At 69.6% G+C, this 18,572-nt stretch carries 20 protein-coding genes and 1 pseudogene; 6 read left to right on the forward strand and 15 right to left on the reverse strand.

Features of this window, described 5'->3' with window-relative positions:
• Nucleotides 1-135: 135 nt before the first annotated feature.
• The 3 genes from FLL47_RS14290 to FLL47_RS14300 all read right to left on the reverse strand — a co-directional run bounded on the left by FLL47_RS14290 (nucleotide 136) and on the right by FLL47_RS14300 (nucleotide 2,564).
• The gene (locus FLL47_RS14290) at nucleotides 136-645 is read right to left on the reverse strand and encodes an Hsp20/alpha crystallin family protein (RefSeq protein WP_144121011.1); all 510 of its coding nucleotides are present in this window, start codon (nucleotides 643-645) and stop codon (nucleotides 136-138) included.
• 362 nt (nucleotides 646-1,007) lie between these two features.
• Nucleotides 1,008-1,292 (reverse strand): STAS domain-containing protein, encoded by a 285-nt coding sequence (locus FLL47_RS14295; RefSeq protein WP_144121012.1) that lies wholly within the window; start codon nucleotides 1,290-1,292, stop codon nucleotides 1,008-1,010.
• A gap of 369 nt (nucleotides 1,293-1,661) precedes the next feature.
• Nucleotides 1,662-2,564 (reverse strand): hypothetical protein, encoded by a 903-nt coding sequence (locus FLL47_RS14300; protein WP_144121013.1) that lies wholly within the window; start codon nucleotides 2,562-2,564, stop codon nucleotides 1,662-1,664.
• A 727-nt stretch (nucleotides 2,565-3,291) separates the two neighbouring features.
• On the opposite strand from FLL47_RS14300, the gene FLL47_RS14305 reads away from it, so the two are divergent.
• The 4 genes from FLL47_RS14305 to FLL47_RS14320 all read left to right on the forward strand — a co-directional run bounded on the left by FLL47_RS14305 (nucleotide 3,292) and on the right by FLL47_RS14320 (nucleotide 6,002).
• Nucleotides 3,292-3,849, forward strand: coding sequence for a J domain-containing protein (locus FLL47_RS14305; RefSeq protein WP_144121014.1), 558 nt, complete (start codon nucleotides 3,292-3,294; stop codon nucleotides 3,847-3,849).
• A 199-nt stretch (nucleotides 3,850-4,048) separates the two neighbouring features.
• Nucleotides 4,049-4,300: a dsRBD fold-containing protein gene (locus tag FLL47_RS14310; RefSeq protein WP_144121015.1), complete on the forward strand. Its 252-nt coding sequence runs from the start codon at nucleotides 4,049-4,051 to the stop codon at nucleotides 4,298-4,300.
• A gap of 67 nt (nucleotides 4,301-4,367) precedes the next feature.
• The gene (locus tag FLL47_RS14315; RefSeq protein WP_144121016.1) at nucleotides 4,368-4,844 is read left to right on the forward strand and encodes a cation:proton antiporter regulatory subunit; all 477 of its coding nucleotides are present in this window, start codon (nucleotides 4,368-4,370) and stop codon (nucleotides 4,842-4,844) included.
• Nucleotides 4,845-4,847: 3 nt separating this feature from the next.
• Nucleotides 4,848-6,002 (forward strand): cation:proton antiporter, encoded by a 1,155-nt coding sequence (locus FLL47_RS14320; protein ID WP_144121017.1) that lies wholly within the window; start codon nucleotides 4,848-4,850, stop codon nucleotides 6,000-6,002.
• 9 nt (nucleotides 6,003-6,011) lie between these two features.
• Here FLL47_RS14320 and FLL47_RS14325 read toward each other — a convergent pair whose 3' ends face one another.
• From FLL47_RS14325 to FLL47_RS14365, 9 genes are all read right to left on the reverse strand, one after another.
• Nucleotides 6,012-6,413 carry an STAS domain-containing protein gene (locus FLL47_RS14325; RefSeq protein ID WP_144121018.1) on the reverse strand — a complete coding sequence of 134 codons (402 nt, stop codon included), beginning with the start codon at nucleotides 6,411-6,413 and terminating at the stop codon, nucleotides 6,012-6,014.
• A 37-nt stretch (nucleotides 6,414-6,450) separates the two neighbouring features.
• Nucleotides 6,451-6,786 (reverse strand): MerR family transcriptional regulator, encoded by a 336-nt coding sequence (locus tag FLL47_RS14330; protein ID WP_144121019.1) that lies wholly within the window; start codon nucleotides 6,784-6,786, stop codon nucleotides 6,451-6,453.
• A 116-nt stretch (nucleotides 6,787-6,902) separates the two neighbouring features.
• On the reverse strand, nucleotides 6,903-7,370 hold the full coding sequence (locus FLL47_RS14335; protein WP_144121020.1) for an Hsp20/alpha crystallin family protein: 468 nt from the start codon (nucleotides 7,368-7,370) through the stop codon (nucleotides 6,903-6,905).
• Between the two features lie 240 nt (nucleotides 7,371-7,610).
• Nucleotides 7,611-7,805: a hypothetical protein gene (locus FLL47_RS14340; protein WP_144121021.1), complete on the reverse strand. Its 195-nt coding sequence runs from the start codon at nucleotides 7,803-7,805 to the stop codon at nucleotides 7,611-7,613.
• A 34-nt stretch (nucleotides 7,806-7,839) separates the two neighbouring features.
• A complete protein-coding gene (locus tag FLL47_RS14345; protein WP_144121022.1) occupies nucleotides 7,840-10,458 on the reverse strand; it encodes a TniQ family protein in 2,619 nt (872 codons plus the stop codon).
• Entirely contained in the window at nucleotides 10,455-11,531 is a 1,077-nt protein-coding gene (locus FLL47_RS14350; RefSeq protein ID WP_203736762.1) for an ATP-binding protein, read from the reverse strand. The genes FLL47_RS14345 and FLL47_RS14350 overlap by 4 nt, the downstream gene beginning before the upstream one ends.
• A 41-nt stretch (nucleotides 11,532-11,572) precedes the next feature.
• Nucleotides 11,573-13,807, reverse strand: coding sequence for a helix-turn-helix domain-containing protein (locus FLL47_RS14355; protein WP_203736763.1), 2,235 nt, complete (start codon nucleotides 13,805-13,807; stop codon nucleotides 11,573-11,575).
• On the reverse strand, nucleotides 13,693-14,397 hold the full coding sequence (locus FLL47_RS14360) for a TnsA-like heteromeric transposase endonuclease subunit (protein ID WP_144121024.1): 705 nt from the start codon (nucleotides 14,395-14,397) through the stop codon (nucleotides 13,693-13,695). The genes FLL47_RS14355 and FLL47_RS14360 overlap by 115 nt, the downstream gene beginning before the upstream one ends.
• A gap of 170 nt (nucleotides 14,398-14,567) precedes the next feature.
• A complete protein-coding gene (locus FLL47_RS14365; protein WP_144121025.1) occupies nucleotides 14,568-14,978 on the reverse strand; it encodes a hypothetical protein in 411 nt (136 codons plus the stop codon).
• A gap of 394 nt (nucleotides 14,979-15,372) precedes the next feature.
• Between FLL47_RS14365 and FLL47_RS14370 the strand changes: the two are divergent.
• Together FLL47_RS14370 and mraY are read left to right on the forward strand one after the other, a co-directional pair.
• Nucleotides 15,373-15,566, forward strand: a pseudogene (locus tag FLL47_RS14370) (mycothiol transferase); the annotation flags it as partial.
• 44 nt (nucleotides 15,567-15,610) lie between these two features.
• A complete protein-coding gene (mraY, locus tag FLL47_RS14375) occupies nucleotides 15,611-16,714 on the forward strand; it encodes a phospho-N-acetylmuramoyl-pentapeptide-transferase (RefSeq protein WP_144121026.1) in 1,104 nt (367 codons plus the stop codon).
• Nucleotides 16,715-16,930: 216 nt separating this feature from the next.
• On the opposite strand, the gene FLL47_RS14380 is transcribed toward mraY, so the two are convergent.
• From FLL47_RS14380 to FLL47_RS14390, 3 genes are all read right to left on the reverse strand, one after another.
• On the reverse strand, nucleotides 16,931-17,413 hold the full coding sequence (locus tag FLL47_RS14380; protein WP_144121027.1) for an NUDIX hydrolase: 483 nt from the start codon (nucleotides 17,411-17,413) through the stop codon (nucleotides 16,931-16,933).
• A 151-nt stretch (nucleotides 17,414-17,564) separates the two neighbouring features.
• Nucleotides 17,565-18,023, reverse strand: coding sequence for an NUDIX hydrolase (locus FLL47_RS14385; RefSeq protein WP_186315734.1), 459 nt, complete (start codon nucleotides 18,021-18,023; stop codon nucleotides 17,565-17,567).
• A 110-nt stretch (nucleotides 18,024-18,133) separates the two neighbouring features.
• Nucleotides 18,134-18,481 (reverse strand): hypothetical protein, encoded by a 348-nt coding sequence (locus FLL47_RS14390; RefSeq protein WP_144121029.1) that lies wholly within the window; start codon nucleotides 18,479-18,481, stop codon nucleotides 18,134-18,136.
• Nucleotides 18,482-18,572: the final 91 nt, after the last annotated feature.

The following is an 18,572-nucleotide window of genomic DNA, read 5'->3' on the forward strand; positions in this document are numbered from 1 at the left end:
GGGGGGGGGGGGGGGGGGCGGGGGGGGGGGGGGGGGCGGGGGGGGGGGGGGGGGGGGGGGGCCCCCCCCCCCCCCCCCCCCGGGCCCAATGATCTTCCTGCCGTCACCGCTTTCCGCGGCGGCCCGTGCCCCGCGTCAGCTGGTCGCGCCGACCTTCTCTCGGTCGCTGGTGGCCTCAGTGCTCTGCTCGCCGGAGTCACCGGTGATCATCTTGTGGCCCTGGTGCGATCCGATCTCGGTGGGCTGAGTCCGCAGAATCTCGATCTTGCGTGGCTTGGCCTGCTCCGCGACGGGGATTGTGAGGGTCAGCACCCCGTCGGTGTACTGGGCCCGGATGTCGTCGACGGCCAGGCCGTCGCCGAGGACCAGTTGGCGGCTGTAGGCACCCGACGGGCGCTCGGAGACCAGGTAGGTCGCGCCTTGCGGGTCGTGGCGGCGCCGTTCGGCCCGCACGGTCAGGGTCTGGTTCTCCGCCGACACGTCCAGGGAGTCGGGGTCGATGCCGGGCAGGTCGAACCGGACCACGAACTCATCGCCCGCGCGCAGACAGTCCATCGGCATCAGCGACGGGGTGCGCGCGGTTCCGAACACTTCGGCGGCCAGCCGGTCGAAGTCGCGGAACGGATCGAAACGAAGGGTCTGCATGACCAACACCTCCTGATGTCCGGGGCGCCAGTGCGCCCGCGTTGCATGTAGGGCTTAACGCTTTGAGCAATCCGGCGCTCGCCGGGGCTCAGTGTCGCCGGTTCGGCGGTCTGCGGCAGTCCAGTCGCGCCCGCCGACGGCGGTGGTAGTGGGCCGGAACCAGCAAGGCCACCGTGATCACCCCCTTGTGCGAGCTGCCCTCACCAGGAACCATGACCCAACTGACACAAGAATTTTATGTCCACGACCGCAGATTCTGTCAAGCGGTGGACGGCCTTTTCCTGTCTGCGCTGGGGGTGGGGCAGCCCGGACCGGGGCGACACGTGCAGGTGCCGGCGGGCGGGCGCTCCATTGCTGCGGCGCTATCGGCCCAGCAGCGTGGACAGGTTTGCTGCCTGAAGGGTTCTGCGAAGCCAGGGCTGGACGTGCACGCACCGCATGGCGATGTCCTGGCTGAGCGCGTACTCCTGGATGCGGGCCAGCGCGGTCAGCGCGGCGGGTTCCAAAACCAGTGCGCAGCCCAGGTCCACGACCAGGCGGCGGCAGCCGGCCCCGTCCAACGCCCGGCACAGTTCGCCGACCACGACCTCGACGTCACCGTCGATGATCTCGCCGACGACCTTCACCGTGCACTCGTCGCCGTTCACGCTGACATCGCACCTCGCGGGCACGGCTCCTCCTCTGACTGCGGCTTTCACCATCATGGCCCGCCGACCTCGCCTGTGGTACGGGTCCGGTGATCGCCCTGCCGCCGCACCGTGAGCCTGGTCGTCCTGCCCGCCGCCCTGCGACCGGGGTGATGGGCCGCCTGCCGGCCGTCCGGTCAGAAGGGTTAGGCGCCGCGGGTCGCGGACGTCGCCGCCCCGGCCCCGCATGCGATCGGCGCGTTCACCGTGGCCACCGGCTTCGACGCTTGGGTGGTGTGCAGGCGTGCCGGCGCCGGTGCGCCAGTGGCCGCAGCGCGCGCATCTGGCAACCGCGGCCTGGTAGCGCTGCTTGTCTGGTTTGCGGGCGAGCTAATGCGGCGATTTCGGCCGTCTGGCGGATGTTCCCGCGCGCGCCGCGTGCGACTGTGGTCGTTTGGCGCTTCGTGCCGGAGGTACCGAAAGGAACGCGTGGGCGTCACCTGCGATGACATATTGCACAGGCTGGAACGGCTTGCCGATTCCGGCGCCGGGGTCCTTGCCTGTGCCGTGCGTGACGCCATCGCGTGCAACGTACCGCTGGAACAAGATCGCACAGCGGGCGAACATGCCGTTGGAAGACATCCTGGCCGTTTTCGACCGGTAACGGCGACGGTCCCCCGCGCATCGGATGCCCGAACTGTGCACGAACTGCCGTGCGTCACCCGGCCGGGCCATCGTCGCCGCACGGCCCCGCGGATTGCAGCGTGACGACTCCCGTAACCAGGTAAGCGCATTCTCGTCGGCGAGTACCAAGGTCCACTGCCTGATGACATCGACGCCAGCCAGTGGCGTGGAGTCGGCGCCCGAGCCGGGCAGCGCCACGCAGATCCAGATCTGCTCGCCGAGCGCTTGGGCCGCCTGGCGCAGTTGCACGGCGACAGGGTCGAACATGATGCTGTATTCCAGCCCCACACCGGTGAGGTCGACTCCGTAGCCGGGCGGCTGCTCGTGCGTCCCCACCAGGCCCGCGGTGAGCGTCACCGCCAGGTGCGGGCGCTGCTGGGCCGGGGCAGGCAACCCGGTGCCACGCTTGCCGAACTGCTCCCACGCGGCCTGCGGGTGCATGGACAGCATGTCGCCCAGTGCCCACCAGTCCATGTCGGCGGCCAGCGCGTCGCGCACCACCGCCTTGACGAGGTGACGGCCGCCGTCGCTCAGCCGTTGTCTGGCCAGCGCCGCCTCCCGCAGCCGGCCTTGCTCAGCCGCCGACGCCGCCGTGCTCAACGCCTGCATAAGCTGGCGGTGTGCTCGGCGACGAACGCCGCAGCGTACGCGCCGATACCCGTAGAGCTCATGCCAGGTCCCGTTCCCATACCGGACGCCCCGTCGAGCGCCGCAAAGGCTCAACGCAGACCCGGCCGGGTTGATGACGAAACGCTCAGCCCGGCGATGCTGGCGCGGGGCCGGGGGACGTGCTGCGCCGCGCCGGCCGGCGCGGGCAGATGAACGAACAGAGACGGGCCCTCAGCCCGCGCACCGCATGGTCGCGCCTGATGTCAACGTCAAGGCCGCCAGCGGGCCGTCGGCGCGGAACCCGCGCATGCCCAGCACCCGCCCCAAGAGTCGGATAACATCCGAATGCTGCGGTTTGCCGTATTCCCGCCCCTGGTGGTGCGGGCTCCGCGGGCGCGTCTTCGGCTCGCGGGGGCGCGAGAAAGGCCGGGCTACGGGGGTGCCCGGCCTTTCCGCCGTCGCCAGGCGCGGCCCGCTCCGTCCGGGTCGTCCCGCCGGCCGGGCATCTTCAGCGGCCAACACCCCCGCTACGCGCAAGCCTGACCACTCGGCACGCTGTTGCATCCACGGACGTGGCGCACTCCGGCGACCCCCCCAGCAGCCGCGGGCCGAACCCGCGTCACAGCCACCCTCCGCCAGGTCTTGACGCGCCGCAGTTGGGCGCGGTAGCTGTGGATGTGGCGGGGCGTGCCCGCCCCTGTGGTGCCCGGAGCGGCGGGAGGAGCCGATGCCCTTACGGCCAGACCACTACCAGGTGCTCCAGATCGGCCAGCGGGCCAGCATGGACGACATCCGGCGCGCCTACCACCGCCTGGCACGGCACCTGCATCCCGATGTCACCGCTGACCCAGCGGCGCACGAGCGGTTCCGGGCCGCTAGCGAGGCCTACGAGGTGCTGTCGGACCCGGCCCGCCGCTCGCGCTACGACCGCACGGTGGCCGAACCGGCGCCTGGGATGGCCGACGGCCCGCCCGGGGCATCGGCCGTCGAACACGGCGGCCGGGCGGAGCGAAGGCCCTGGGACGACATCGCCGCCCTGTGGTCGGGGCAGCGCCCGGCGGTGTGCGTGCCAGTGGACCTGACACCCGCGCAGACGCGGTCGGGTGCGCGGCGGCTCATCTGCCTGCGCACCCGTGACCGTGTGGTGACCTGGGAGGTCGCCGTGCCGCCTGGCGTCGCCGACGGCCAGCGCCTGCGCTTGGCCGGTGTACGCGCCGTCGACTCGCTCGGGCGCGACGCTGATGTGTTCGTCGTCGTGCACCTTACGCGCGGCCTGAGCTGGTGAAACACTACCTCAGCCACGATCGAATTAGTTCATCGGTCGGTTCAGTATCGCGGCCCGGGGGTGTGTCGGACGGCCGGTAGTCACGACGGCCCTCGTTCCGGCCTGCTACCGGGGTGCGGCGCGCTGTCGGTCTGACGTGCGACGGAGGGCCGCGTGCTACGGGCCGCACGGGTGTGTGCAGTACCAGCGGGAGGCGGCTATGACAGCGCTCAAGCATTGGACTTTGAATGTGACCATCGCCGAGCAGGACGAGCGGCGTACCAGCGCGGTGGCGGTGCTGGTTGACGACAAGGGCCGGATCCTGCAGTCGCAGGCCACCGCCTTGCGGGCACCGGTCGATTCGTACGTGCCTGCCGTCGGAGACGAACTGGCCGCCGGCCGGGCGTTGACCGCGCTGGGCTGGCATCTGCAGGCGCAGGCCGAAACCGACCTGGACCGGTCGCGGGGCTGAACGCGCCCGCGACGTCGGGTGCCGCGTTCGAGGGTCGGGCGGGCCGGGCGGCGGCGATGATGATCGGGTGGACGTGGCCGAGGTCCTGCTGCCCGGAGTCGGGGTGCGTTACGAGTTCGTCACCGAGGCGGGCGACCGGCTGCGAATCGTCGCGCGCCGCGACGGCAGCGTGGACGTGCTCGGCGGCGGCGGCGACCCCGACGCGGCGGCGACGCTGTTCACGCTCACCGCCCAGGAGGCCGACACGGTCGCCGAGCTGCTCGGCGCGCCGCGCATCGCAGAGCGGCTGGCCGATCTGACCCGTGAGATCCCCGGTCTGGAGGCCGGGCAGGTCACCGTCGGCGACCGGTCGCCGTATGCGGGCCGCACGTTGGGCGACACCAGGGCCCGGACGCGGACCGGGGCCTCTATCGTGGCGATCGTCCGTGGCCGCGACGTCGTCGCGGCACCGGCGCCCAACCAGCCGCTGTACGCCGGTGACGTGCTCGTCGTGATCGGCACCAGTGACGGCGTCGCCGCGGTCGCCGACCTGGTCCGGGGCTGAGGCGTGCACACCTCCACGGCGCTGCTGATCGAGCTCGGCGTCGTGCTGGCCGCGTTGAGCGTGCTCGCCGGGCTGGCCCGCCGGGTCGGGCTGTCGCCGGTGCCGCTGTATCTGCTGGCCGGGCTGTGCCTGGGCCCCGGCGGGATCGCGCCGGTGCCGGCCGCGGGCGGGTTCGTGCAGACCGGTGCAGCCCTGGGGGTGGTCCTGCTGCTGCTGGCGCTGGGCTTGGAGTTCACCGCGGCCGAGTTCGCCGACAGCGCCCGCCGCCACCTGCCCTCGGCCGGTGTCGACCTGGCGCTCAACGCCGCGCCGGGGCTGGTACTGGGCTGGGTCGCCGGTGCCGGGCTCACCGCCACTCTTGCCCTGGCCGGGATCACCTGGATCTCGTCATCGGGCATCGCGGCGCGGCTGCTGGGCGACCTGGACCGCCTCGGCAACCGGGAGACCCCGGCGGTGCTGTCGGTGCTGGTGCTCGAGGACGTCGCCGTCGCCGTGTACCTGCCGCTGTTGGCGGTCCTGGCCGCCGGCGGCAGCTGGTGGCACGCCGCGGCCGCGGCCGCCACCGCCGCCGGCGCGCTCATCCTGGCGTTCACCGCCTCGTATCGGTTCGGTGGAGGACTGGCCCGCGTGGTGCACAGCACCGACCCCGAGCAGCTGCTGCTGCGGGTGTTCGGGCTGACCTTGCTCGTGGCGGGGCTCGCGGAGCTGGTCAACGCCTCGGCCGCGGTCGGGGCGTTCCTGTTCGGGCTGGCGCTGACCGGGCAGGTCGCCGACCGGACCCGCCGGGTGATCGCACCGCTGCGGGACCTGTTCGCGACCGTGTTCTTCTTCGGGATCGGCCTGTCGGTCGACCCGTCCGACATCGTGCCGGTCCTGCCTGTGGCGCTGGCGGTCGCGGCGGTGGGCACGGCCACGAAGATGGCCACCGGCTGGTTCGCCGCCGCCCGCGACGGTGCCGGCACGTGGGCGCGGCTGCGCGCCGGCAGCGCGCTTATCGCGCGCGGCGAGTTCTCGCTGGTCATCGCGAGCCTGCCCGCGTCGGTCACCCATCCTAGGCTCGGCCCATTCACGGCCGCGTTCGTGATCGTCGCGGCGATCGCCGGGCCGGTCATCGCGCGGCTGGTCGATGTCGTGGAGGCCCGCGCCAGGGTGCGGTGACCGGGCAGGTCACCGCACCCGCCGGGCAAGGCCACGGCGCTGAGTGCGCAGGTGCTCGGCCGTCGCGGTCGGCAGATGCCGGGCGGGCATGGCACCGAGGGTGCCGGTGGCCCGGTCCCAGCCCGCGGCCAGGGCCAGGACGCGCGCGGCGATGCCGTCAGCGCCGCGGACGCGAAACGGGATCCGTGCCGCCTGCGCTGCGGCCGCGGCCTGGACCAGCACGCCGACGCCACCGGCGTCCAAGAACGTCACCTGCGCCAGGTCGACGACCAGGCGGCGGGGCCGCATGGCCAGCACGCGGTGCAGCGCTGCCCGCAGCCGCTCGTGCACGGCCAGGTCGATTTCACCGGCGACGTGCAGGCAGCCGCCGCCGCGGTGGTCAGCGAAGTAGCGGATGTGCAGCTGTTGCATCGCAGGTCACCTCCTGCGCCAGCGGTCTGGCCGCGTGTCAGCCGCTGCCGCGCGGTTGGTCCAACCGACGCTGCAGCACCTCGATCATCGCGTGCGCGGCGGCGAGCTGGTACTCGAGCTTGACGATGCGCACGGCGGCGTCCAGAGGCAGCCCGTCGTCGACCAGGTGCCGGGCTCGTTCGGCCAGGTGCAGGTCGTCGAGGCTGTAGCGGCGGTGCCCGCCGTCGGAGCGGTGCGCCTCGAACAGCCCGGCGGTCTCCACCGCCCGCAAGAACGCCGGCGTCACGTTCAGCGCGTGGGCGGCGGCACCCATCGCATAGCCGGGGTAGTCGGCGTCGCCGATGTTCGGCACCGGCACACCAGCTCCGGTCATGCCGCCCTCCTGTCGGTTCGGCCGGTGGCATCGGCCTGATGCCACCGGCACCGGGATGCGTCGGCTCGCCCCTGGGTCACCACCCCCCATCCCCGGCGTTCTCGGACCCGGCGTCCTCAGGCGTCGACCAGGTGCTTGTCCGCCTGCTGGTCGCCCTGCTGATCGGTCAGTGCCTTGCGGCCCGCCTCCGCCCGACCAATCTCGATCTTGCGTGGCTTGGCCTGCGGCGCGACCGGGATGTGCAGGGTCAGCACGCCGTCGGTGTACTCGGCGCTGATCGCGTCGACGTCCACGCCGTCGCCCAGGACCAGCTGGCGGCTGTAGCTGCCCGTCGGCCGCTCCGACACCAGGTATACCGCGTCGTCGGGATCGTGGCGGTGGCGCTGTCCGCGCACGGTCAGGGTGTTATTCTCGGCCGACACGTCCAGGGTGTCGGGCTCGATGCCCGGCATGTCGAACCGGACCAGGAACTCCTCGCCGCTGCGCAGGCAGTCCATCGGCATCAGCGCCGGGGTGCGGGCCGCGCCGAAGGCCTCACCGGCCAGGCGGTCGAAGTCACGGAACGGATCCCATCGCATCTGCATCGCAGCTCAACTCCTTTGCCTGTCTCATCGCTGCGGGCCCGGCGGCGCGACCGCGGCGGCCGGGCCCTGTTTCGTCTGCACCACAAATTCTACTGCGATGGATGCAGCTATCAAGGGGTGACCACTATATTTTCCCCGGCAGGCGTGCTGCTTTGAGAGGTCCGGCGCAGTCACGACGTGCAAACTATCGCTCCCGTCGCGGCCGGCGTCTTGCGGCGAGAGGGACATGCTGTATCCCCGTCACGGGGCTGCGCACCGTGACGGGTCGATGCCCGGCTGGTACGTCAGCGGGCAGATCCGTTCTGTGCCGAACGCGGCGACGGTGAGCCGCTGCAGCGCCAGCAGCTCCAGCGCGAACGGCAGGCGCCAACCAGCGTCGTCGAAGCGGGTCTCGACGAACCCCGCGCGGGTGAGATTGTCGGCGATGCTATCCACCGACTGGATCCTCGACCATGCGCTCGAGGGAACCTCAGGCGCGCGCGCTGCGCCGCAGCGCGTGATCGGGCTTCCAGCCCGCCGGCGGGCTGCCGAACCTGCTCAGAAGTTCCGAAACGGCGGGGAACTGTAGGGATCGCAGCAGCTCCTGGCCCTGCGGTGTCATTGTCATCGGCCGATCCGAGGTTGCTCGCCGGATGAGCGTGGCACCGATGTCGCGCTCGAGCCGCCCCAGTTGGGTGCTCAGGGCTGATGGGTTGGCGCCGATCTGGCGGGCGGCCTTGTTCAGGCTGGTGTGTCCGGCCATCTGCTGGAAGCGCCTGAGCCGTTGCCATGCCTTGGGCTGGCCCTGTACGGCTCGGCGCACGTCGGCCGGAATGGAGTCGTCCAGCTCGATCACGAGACTGCGATGGCCGTGGATGCTGTTGGCGCGCACTGGTATCCCGAACGCGCGCAGTGCCTTGAGGACTCGCGTGTCGGTGGTGCGCAGCTCGTTGGCGATGTCGCCGGCCGAGCGGTGATGGACCTGGTACTGCTGGCTGAGCCAGGCTTGGTCGATGGTCGGCTGCAGGGGCTGGCGCGCGTTGCGCAGCGTGAACCCGCAAGCCCTGGCGAACGCCGACAGGGTCCGGGCCGAAATGCCGGTCTCGCGCGCCATTTGCCGCAGGTTCTTACCGGCCTCGACGTACTCGCGCTGGATCAGCTCCGGGCTCAGGCCGGGTGGGTGCGCGGCGCTGCGGCGGGTGGACACGGTTCGGTTGGCCGGGCGGTGGACTTGCTCCAGCGCGAGACGGACGTGGTCGGTGGAGGTGTTCAACCGGCGTGCTGCGTGGCCGAGCCGGCGGTGTTCGTTCAGCAGCAGCCGGGTGACCTCGTCCAGGTCTATGTCGCTGGGGTCGCGGCCTGGCAGATCCAGGCCGGTAAGGCAGTCTCCTGGCGGCGCCCACCTGACGGGTTCGTCGATGCCGTGCAGGCTCAGGTATGCCGCGGCGTGCTGGTGCAGGGCCGCGCGCATCGGCGTGGTGAGCCCGTCGGTGAACTTGCGGTACCTGGCCCGCTCGGATTGGTTCTGCAGTGCCAGGCGGTGCCGGGGGTCGGTCAGGTCCGCGCCGGTGAGCAGTTGGTAGGTGTAGCGGCGGGCGTGGCGGTATCTGCCGCCTTGTCCGCGGTGAGTCAGCGTGGCCGTGCAGAGTCGGTCCCAGTCGTCGTCGGTGAGGACGTCGTCGGCGATGATCGCGCGTCGGCGCCGGTAGTCGATGGGGCTGGCGTGGACGTCGAGGTAGTCGGCCAGCCGGCAGATCGCGGTGAGGACCCTTGGGCCGTGGCTGGCGGTGAGGCGTCGCAGCGTGCCGTTGGCGTAGGACGGCCATCGGTCGCGTAGTTCCGCGACGACCTTGGCGTTGCTGGGCTGAGGGTGGCCGGGCAGCAGTAGGCAGCAGGGGATGATCGCGCGCAGGACGTCGGCGGCGTAGCCGCGTGGCGGCAGCAGCCGCACCGCCCATTCGGGCCACAGCAGCTGGGGAACATAGCGGGCCCGCTCGGTCGCGGCGGAGGTGGTGTCGGGCAGTCCCGGCTGCGGGGTGCAGGTGCGGTAGCGCAGCTGGTCGGCGGGACACATCTGCGTTCCCATCGAGGTCAGCAGGCGCTGCTGGAGCGCGGCCGACAGCGTCGCCCACCGCGTGGGTTGGATGCTGAGCGAATGGTTGCTGCGGGTGACGCTGCCCGGTCGGGTGGCATTGCCCAGCAGGGGCCGCAGTTGGGCAAGCAGGTCGGGGCCCTGGTCACCGGCAAGCATCGCGAAGGCCTTGGTGGTCAATGCCGCGGCGAGTAGTGGGTCCGCGCACTCGTCAGGGCGGCGGCCGTTGTGACGCTGGCTCGTGTACCGGTCGTAGGCGGCAGCCGTCTGCGTTCCGAACGCGGCGAAGTCGGCGCGGCCGGACCGGTGTTGGATCCACGCGGCGACCGCTTGCAGGTCCCGCAGGTCGGTGTGGGCGGCGGCCGAGACGGCTGTGTCGTCGGCCTGCATGCCGCACAGACGGTCGTTGATCCAGGCCTGGGTGGCCAGCCGACTGTCTCCGGCTGCCAACTCGGCCGCGTCAACTCTGGAGAGGTCACCGTCGCAGATCTTGCCGCGCCGCAGGAGGTTGGCGCAGGTTCCCGCTGGGTGGAGTCCGGTGATGCCGGTGATCGGGCGTAGTGGCATCCGCCCGCAGGCCGCGCATCGGTCCGGCAGCAGCGCCCGGTGGGTCAGGCACGCGAACACCCACGGCAGCCGCCAGACGAGCTGCCACCGGCCGCGGCTTTCGAACAGGCACCCCGGGCAGAAGCGTGAACCCCGTAGTGGCTTCCACCCCAACGGGTCGTACCGTTCCAGCACGGCGGCGTCGAGTCGGCCATCGGGCAGTCCGGCCTGACGTTCCATCTGCCGCAGTACGGGTGCGGGTGTGCCGCGCACCAGCAGGTGTTGGCGGTCGCCGCGAAGGCTGCGCCAGGGCTGGCCGAGCAGCGGCAGCGCTAGGCGCACCGGTATGTCGTACCGGCGTGCGATGTGCTCGCCCCAGCTGTCCAGGCTCTCGCCGTCGGCGATCGGCACTCGTAGCGGCAGGGTGCGTTCCGGTGCGACACCGCTGCCGAAGACCGTGGCGGGGTTCACCGCGAGGTTCGGGTGGTCAGCGCTCCGGTGGCCAGTGCGGTGTGCAGTTCCCGGCGTGCCTTCTCCGCCCCAGCGTCGATCTTGATCTGGTCGAGGAGGTCGACGTCCAGGCGTTCTGCGCTGCTGCGGATGGCCCGCTGGCATCCGCGGTTGATCAGGGTCATCAGCGAACCGATGTGCCCGCTGCTGCGCGCGAACAGGTAGTCCGACAGGTCGTCGGCGATCATGCCTGGGTGCTTGTCCGTCAGCACGACGCGCTGCTCCAGTGCCAGGAGGAGCTGCCGCCACTCACGCCGGTGTGTGTCGGAGCCGATCCGAAACGGTGCCAGGCCGAGCACGGTGGTGCGCCGGCCGGTCTGGGCCAGGACCGCGTCATGGTAGTCGCCGCCCTCGCTGAACAGGCCATGCTTGTCCAACCCGACTCCGACGAAGATCAGCGTGACGGGGAACTCGTTGGCGACGTACTTGAAGTGGTTGCTGACCTGGATGCCGTTGGTGTGGCGTAACCGCAGGAAGTGCAGGTCGTCGACTATCAGCAGCCGGGTCTGGCAGGCCAGTACACACTCCAGTGCCCGTTTGGCGAACTGCGCGGTCGTGCCGTGGTAGCTGCCCAGGTGGCCGAAGAACTCCAGCATCGCCTGGTTGAAGTCCTTCATCCCGGTGTTGCCGCTCAGCCCGACCCGGCAGACTGGCAGCCGTTCATGCCCGTCTGCGGTGAGCGGCCCGTTTTCGGCGAGGTCGCGCTGGTGGAACTGCTTGGCGAACGCCAGCACCGAGGTCGTCTTGCCCAGTCCGGGGAACGCGTCGATCGCGACGGCCCCCTTGGCCTTGTCGCCGTCCTGGACGTTGCTGTCGACGATGTCCCACAGGTCCTCGTGCAGCGCTGCCAGTTGCGGGGTACGGATCGGCCCGAGGTTGGCGTGCCACAACCTGCGGCAGGTGGCGTACTCGGACGCGGCTGCATCGCCCAGTGCCCGCAGTTCGGGCCGTGACAGCTGCTCGGGCTGCTGGCGGGCGGGGGTGTCTACGAACAGCTTCCAGCCCTCTTTGCGCGACAGCGTGAGGTTGTCCAAGGTAGCGGCAGCCCGCCTGGCCTCCGAGGACCGTGACCGGGTCATACGTCCCCCAGCGCGTCGGAGTAGAACTCGTCGTCATCGAAGTCGGTGTCCAGGTCGTCGTCACCCAGCTGCGTGTGCCCGCCGGTAGGCGGTTCGGCATCTGCCGCATCCGGCTCCAGGACGTGCCGGACCGATGCCAGGGACTTCACCGGGTCGGGCGCGACCGGTAGGTGAAGGCCCGACTGCGACCGGGCGATCCGCAGCGCGATGCGCCGCTCCTCGCGGGTGTGGCCGAGCCCGACGTTCCAGCGGTCGAGCAGTTCGGCGACGGCGAGTTTGTCGTTGGGATAGGTGTACTTCGACGCGGCCAGTTCGCGGGCGAAAGCCAGACCTTCTTCCGACAGCGGCATCGCGGCGTCCGCGGCGTGTTCCCAGACCAGTTCCGTCCAGGCCCGGTCCTCGGGATCGCGGAAGTAGATCCGCGTGATGTCGTCGACGTTGACCGCGAAGGGCCACTTGCCGCGCTTGCGGCCGGTGGCGCTGCTGGAACGGTCCCGGTAGCTGTTCAACGCCCGGCCGTTATAGCGGCGGCCACCGATCTCGACACCGTAATGCTGGATCGTGCGCCACTCCGTCTGCAGGAACTCGAACCCGAGGTCCGGGTCACGTGGCGCCATGACGTAGCCCGCTTTCGCGATGCCGTGCTCGAACATCTTCGCCGGGGACAACGCCAGCCCCGGCACTCCCGGATCGCGTAAGCCCGCGTGCGGCCGGTGGTGGTAGACCACCGCCACCCACTCCCGGATGATCGCTTCCAGTTCGTCGAGGAAGAAGAACGCGTCCCGCTCAGGGTTCAGGCCACGCGAGTGGACATCGGGACCCTTGTAGCCGGGCAGCACCTGCAGCAGGTCCTCCCGCAGGGTGCGGAAGAACCGCTCGATCGGGCCTTTGTCGCGTCCCGTGCGCAGCCGGGCCGGCTGTATCGAGATGCCCAGCCGCTGGCAGACGCTGGTCAGATGCTCGGAGATGTAGATGTTGCCGTGATCGATGACGATCGTCTCCGGCACGACCGCCGGGCCCGCCGCCGCCCGCAGCGGCCCCTCGACCGCATCGCGGTCGACCAGGACCGTGGCGGGGATCCCGTGCTCGGGCCACACCGCGTGCTGCGGCCACCCGCTGCTCGCCAGCGGAGGGCGGAACGCCTGGTAGAGGGTGACGCTGGCGTCCACCGACTTGGTCGACACGGGCGTGACCCTCACCCCCGTGACACAGCGGGTGTACCAGTCCATGGCCACCGTCAGCTCCGCCTGCATCCAGCGCAGCGTCAACGGATCCAGCGCGAACACGTCCAGGCGCGTGGTGTCCATCAGCATGTACTCACCAGGCCGGGTCGGGCGCAGCTTGCCGTACACATCCTTCGGGCGGGCGGCGACATCCCGGTTGCGTTTGGCGGAAAGCCGGAACGTCGGGTGCCGCCGTTCGAGGTCTTCGAGCAGGCGGTAGGCGCTGGCCTGGCTCGGCAGGCGCACCGCCCCGTCGCCGTAGCGGGCCGCCAGCCGCGCCTTGGTCCGCTCGATCACCAACAGACGGGAGGGCCGCGACTCGTCGGTGTGCTCGACCATCACCTCCAGCGCCATCTCGACCCAACGCTCGTCCACCCGCGTGCGCGAGCGGGCCACCCCACCGCGGGACGGCGCCAGACCGGCCTCGCCATACTGCTGGAAGCGACGCACCCACCGCTGGATAGTGCGGAACGTGACCCCGAGTTCGGCAGCCTTCGCCGAGTATCGCTCCCGCAGCGTCAGCGTCAGCGCATACTGCGGGCGCGGCTCATCCGGGCCTGCCAGCTGCGCCGACCCAGACCGGAACCCGGTCAGCACCTCCCGGACATCACCCGCACGTTGCGCGACCAGATGGCGTTCGGCGTCAGTGAGCTGGGCCAGCACCACGGCCGCAGAGTCGATGTCGTCGTCAGCGGCAGGCCCAGGTCGTCGAGGGATCAGCTGCGCCCTGCCGGAAAACAGCAGCTCCCGCACCGACAGCCGCAGCAGCTGCCCAGTCGCGGTCTTGCCGACCACCTCGTTGCCAGCCGCCGTCGCGACCAGCTCAACGACCTCCACGGTTTCACCGTCGAAGCGAAACAGCGTGCCGACCCCGACCCGCACGCCAGCCTCGCTCACGCCGGCCTCCGCAGCACCGTGGCACCCGACAGCCGCACGGCCATGTCGAACACGAGATGGCCCGTCCACATCAAGTGCAGCACCGCCGCCCGCGCCACCGGCGCGGGCCACCCCGCAGCGCACCCGGCCGCCACCGACACCGTCGCGCCATCCAGATCGGCGGCGCTCAACCGCGCCACCAGATCCGCATCGAACAACCAAGCACGTCGATACCCGGCCAAGAACCGGACATTGGCCAGCTCGACCTCGGGCGGTTCCGTCCAAACCTCGTAGCGCATCCCACGCAACGCGACGACCTCGGCTGTCCACGCCAGCGTCGCCGCGACCGTCGCATCGACCAGACGCCTGGCGGGCTTCACATCCACGATCACGGCCCGATCGTCGACGACCAGCAGGAAGTCGGGCACATGCCTTCGGTGCGCTCCGCCGACGACGGCATGCAGCAGAAACGGCTGCGCCACGATCGCGCTCACCCGCCGGTCGAAATCGGCGAACAAGAGCCGGGCCAGCTCCAGCCGTGACTCATAGATCACATGATCCCGCTGGGTTGCCGACCAGTAGGTGCCCGAATAGTGCCTCTGCCCCTGGTGCCAGCGAAACGTCCGCCAGGGTAAGGCCGCTATCAGTGCTGCGACGGGAACCGTATCCCACGGCTGGCCTTCGACCGTCCTGCCCGCCGGCCGACGGTAGTCAACCGTCACACGCTCAGGCTCACCAGCAAGCACGTTGGGCTCCAGTCGTCAGGTTCCCGAGCCCTCTCACCCGTCCGGAGATACGCAGGGAGCACGCCGGCCCAACATATCGATATAGCTACGTTAGTCGATAGTCACTCCCATTGGAGTACACCTGAACGGGTGAACCCTGGACACAGCTACTGGGCCCAGTCCAGCTGCGCCTCGGGCACACCGACAGCGCGGGCGTACTCCCTGACCGCCGCGAGCCCCACCGCATCCTGCCGATCGACCTTGAAAATCCTGCCCGCGAACACGACCTGCTTCGCCGGCCCCACCGTCCAGTCCGCGTACCACGGACCCGGCAGCAACCCGACGGACAACTGCGCCGCGAGCTCGTCCCCAAGACCCTCATCGCACGTAAAGTCCAGCAAAGTCCACACCTCAGGCTGTCCACCAACGCGGTCAACCGCACTGCCTGCCCTAACCCTGTGGATCCGGCGAATCACAATCGGAAGATCGACTACAGCGCCTGGAGCAAGACTCTCCGCCACCAGCGTGCCCACCACCGTCGCCGGTCCGATACCGCGCTGGACATCCTTAACCGTCATACGACAACCCCACGACATTCGCTGTGAGAAAAGGACACGGAACCAGAGAACCTACACTCGGGCTGGCCGGGAGCCGGGTTGGAGATGACAATCCGCTGTAGCCGGCGCAGCGTCAGGGGCACGTCCAGAACCCCATCTGCTGCCAGGCTTTCGGCGATGAGCGTCCCGATCACAGGCACAGGGTCCTCCGGGTCAGGTTGTCCGGCCGACAGCTTAGCTCCGGTTCGTACGCGTGTACTCCTGACCATCGCGGCGTGTCATCTGACGGCGAGGGCGGTCACGGCAGCCTGCTTCAGCGCCCCTGTCGAGCCGTCCCACGCGGCCCGCACCTCCAGGCGGTGTCGCAAAGTGCGCAGGCTGCCCTGCTTGCTGCCGGATGGCAAGCTCACGTCCCGTGATCGATGATCTCGTGAAGGACCACCTGCACCACCAGCTCAGATCGACACGTCAGGCGCTGGTGCGGAAGCTCGACGGCCTGTCCGAGCACGACGTGCGGCGTCCCCTGACGGCGACGGCACCAACCTCCTCGGCCTGGTCAAGCACTCGGCGACCTTGGAGGCCTGGTACTTCGGCGAGGTTTTCGGCCGCGATGGGGACGCCGTGAGAAATACGGATCTCGTGGCGGCCCGCCAGTGAGGGCAGTCATCGTCGCGGCCGCGGTCGCGTTCATCATCTCCCTGTTCGGCACCCCGGTCGCGGTCCGCGTCTTCACCGCGCTCAAGGCCGGCCAGCCGATCCGATCCCTCGGGCTCGCCAGCAACCAGGGCAAGAAGGCCACGCCGACGATGGGCGGCGTCGCCTTCATCGTGGCGACCGTCTTCGCCTACCTGGCCGGGCACATCACCCTGATGACCCTGCCCGAACGGCAGATCGCGCAGGAGGGCCCGACCATGACGGCCCTGGTCCTGCTCGGGCTGTTCGTCTTCTGCGGCGGGGTCGGCTTCCTCGACGACTTCCTCAAGGTGCGCCGGCGCAGCTCCGACGGCCTGTCCGCCAAAGGCAAGCTGCTCGGCCAGGCGATCGTCGGCGGCGGGTTCGGCATCGCCGCGCTCTATGCGGCCAGCACCAACGGCCAGACTGTGGCCAGCGAGCACATCTCGCTCATCCGCGACATCAGCTGGCTGAACGTCGGCAAGGTCGGCTCGGTGATCGTGTTCGTCTTCGTGATCACGGCGATGTCAAACGGCGTGAACCTCACCGACGGCCTCGACGGCCTGGCTACCGGCGCGTCGGCCCTGGTGTTCGGCGCATACGCGCTGATCGGCTTCTGGCAGTACCGGCACTGGTGCGCCGACGACGCGTACGTCCGCGTGAACGACTACTGCTACCAGGTCCGGGATCCCCTGGAGATCGTCATGATCGCGGCGGCGGCCGCCGGTGCCTGCGTGGGCTTCCTGTGGTGGAACACGTCCCCGGCGCGGATCTACATGGGTGACGTGGGCTCGCTCGGGCTCGGTGCCCTGATCGGCGGTCTCGCGGTGGCAACCCGCACCACGCTGCTGTCGATCGTTATCGGCGGGCTCTTCGTCATCATCGTGACCACCTGGGTGATCCAGATCGTCTCGTTCCGGACCACCGGCAGACGTGTCTTCCGGATGGTGCCGCTGCACCACCATTTCGACCTGGCCGGGTGGAGCGAGGTCAATATCGTGGTCCGGTTCTGGACCGTGGCCGGCGTCTGCGTGGCGGCCGGCCTGGGCCTGTTCTACTCGGATTTCCTGGCGGCCGCGGGATAAAGCGAGCACGCCGGACAGTCCACCCAACGAGTGGCTACACGACTTCGAGACACCGCCTAACTGCGACTTCTCCCGCCCGCAGGAGGCAACGACGGCAAGACCGGCTCAGCTCAGGCTGGGGGTTCGGGTCACAGCCGAGCGGGGCGCAGGCCCTCCGATGCCCCTTTACGCCGAATGGCGGTGACGACGAGGAAGCGGCGGCGACAGCAACTGAGATCACCGCTGGAAGGACCAACTGAGCATCTCGTGGCCGTCATATGGCATTACGCCGTAGAACGGCTTCGTGTTGGTGTCGAAGACCATGGGCAGCCACAGGCGGTCGCTTTCCCACATCGGGCGGCCGTCCAGTTCGTCCATCGGCACCCACTCAAGGGTTCCTTCTTCGTTGCCGTTATGTGGTGTGCCTGCGAAAACGTCGGCTCGGAAGATAAAGCACAGGGCGTTGATGCGGTCGTGGCCGAAGCCGGTCCACATGACCGTTCCACGGAGTGTCAGGTCGGTAGCGGTGAGGCCGGATTCTTCGTAGACCTCTCGGCGGGCGCAGGTCAGAATGTCCTCGTCGGGCTCGACGTGACCGCCGAGGCTGAGGTACTTGCCGAAGTGAATGTCCTGCGACCACTTGTTGCGATGCATTAGCAGCACTTGGGTTCGGTCAGCGGAACGGACGAAGACGGTGGTCTGAAGAATGGGAGTGATCACCCTCGAAGTATCGCGGAGTGCAGCTGATTCAATGGTGCCGCGACCAGGCCATTCCGCAAGCGCGATGATGACCAGCAGGCGCTGGCCGGGAACCTGTCCCTGACGGCGGCGAAGGCCAAGCAGTAGCGCGCTCAGCGGCGCGACTGACTAGTTAGAACTCGGCGGTCTCGGCGTACTTGGCGGCCGCCAGGATGAGCGACGGGAGTTCCGGTGGGGTTGGCAGGTCTGCGACATCGGCCAGTGCAACCCAGTGGTATCCGTCGACTTCGTTGGGGTTGAGCGTGACATTCGACGAGGTCGGCCGGCAGACGTAGACAAGGTCGATGTGGGTATGCGGCCCGACGGCTGGGTCCGCGACATTGTCGATCACCAAAATGGTCAACGGCGGTTCGAGCGTCGCTACCACGGGGTGGCTGAACTGTTTCCTGGCGTAGATCTCGACGGTGAGACCGACTTCCTCCATGACTTCTCGATGGATGGCGTCGGTAGGCAGTTCATGATCGTCGAGATGGCCGCCCGGCGGGAGGAACAGGCCGCTCTTGCGGTGTTCGACCAGCAGGACGTGATCGTCGCGAAGAATGATCGCGGAAACGGTCAGGTGGCGGATCATGCGGCCTCCGGCGTACGTGCGTCTGGTGGGTGAAGTTTGCATCGCGGGTGAGGTGGCCTACTCCGCCGACACGCTGGCGTAGGCGTGTCGGCTTGCCTGATCAAGAGACCTCACCGGCAGCGGCGACGCGGGGCCTTCTGAGGGACTGACGGGCGGCCGGGACGAGGGCCGGGTTGTTGCTTCCCGCGCGAGGGCTCGTGGCCCGGGAGGATCCTGAACATGCCCCGGCTCTCGACCCGGCCGCCCGCCAGCACGGGTAGCCCGGTCGGCGCCCCGAACCGGTCGAGGTAGAGGCGGCCGAGCAGCCGCCAGCCGGCGGATGCTGCGGCCATCAGCAGCAGGGCGATCCACAGCGCTGCCAGCTTCAGCGACGCGATGTGTTGCAAGACGCCGGTCAGCAGTACCAGCGCGGCCACCGCGGCAAAGGCGACGGTGGCGCAACGACGAGGGGCGAGCATCAGATCGGCTTTCTCGGTGAGTGCGCCTAAGCAGGAACGCGGTCATCTATTTCGCGAGTGGGTGTGGCCGTCCTGACGCAGGCCTGGCACC

It is taken from the genome of Catellatospora sichuanensis, assembly GCF_007483665.1.
Taxonomy (GTDB): Bacteria; Actinomycetota; Actinomycetes; order Mycobacteriales; family Micromonosporaceae; genus Catellatospora; species Catellatospora sichuanensis.